The sequence below is a fragment of the Arhodomonas sp. KWT genome (assembly GCF_010993615.1).
In genome coordinates, this window is sequence record NZ_WNXE01000848.1 from 1 (window position 1) to 726 (window position 726).

The 726-nt window shown below is 74.1% G+C and carries 1 protein-coding gene; it reads left to right on the top strand.

Annotated features, from left to right (window positions below; genetic code table 11):
- A partial coding sequence (locus G7A99_RS22840; protein WP_205600019.1) for a hypothetical protein occupies positions 1-438 on the top strand: 438 nt, incomplete at its 5' end.
- Positions 439-726: the final 288 nt, after the last annotated feature.

A 726-nucleotide genomic window follows, 5' to 3' on the forward strand; every position in this document is an offset into this window, starting at 1 on the left:
CTGACCGCCGCGATCGAGCGTCTGGGCGGCGGAAGCGCCGGCGGTGATGCCGCCGCCTCCTCGGGCGCCGGCGTTACCGTGCGGATCCGGGTCGCCGACGATCTCGCCGCGGACCTGCCCGCCGGGACCACGGTGTTCGTCTACGCCCGCTCCCCCGAAGGGCCGGAGATACCACTGGCCGCGCGCCGCCTGACCCTGGGGGATCTCCCTGCGGAGGTCCGGCTGGATAGCTCCATGGCGATGGCGGGGCGTTCCATGGCGGAGGGTGACCGTGTCGAGCTGATCGCCCGCGTCTCCCGCAGCGGCCGTCCGATGGCCAGTGCCGGCGACCTCCAGGGTAGCGCCGGGCCGGTCCCGGTCTCCGGCGAGGATGGCGGCGATCCGGTGGCCGTGGTGATCGACCGCCGCGTGGAGGGCGGCGACGCCGCCGGCGGCTAGCTGAGACCTCCCGGTAGGCCGTTCACTCGGCGTGTGCCGGACGACTCCGCCAGGAGGCCCGGGTGAGCAACCGTGTCTGTTGATCCTGCCCCCGGGGGTAGCGGATGGGAGTTCCGGTAGGTCGTGCGCCACAGGCGTGCGACATTCCGTATGGTCCCGGCAGTGCGTCGCACACGGCCTGCGGCCGTGCACGACCTACCCGCCTGTACCGGCGGGCAGGGCGGCATTCGGCGGTGCGCCGGTCACCGCGGCCGCCTGAATCCGCTCGCCGACCGTCTGCACCGCCGC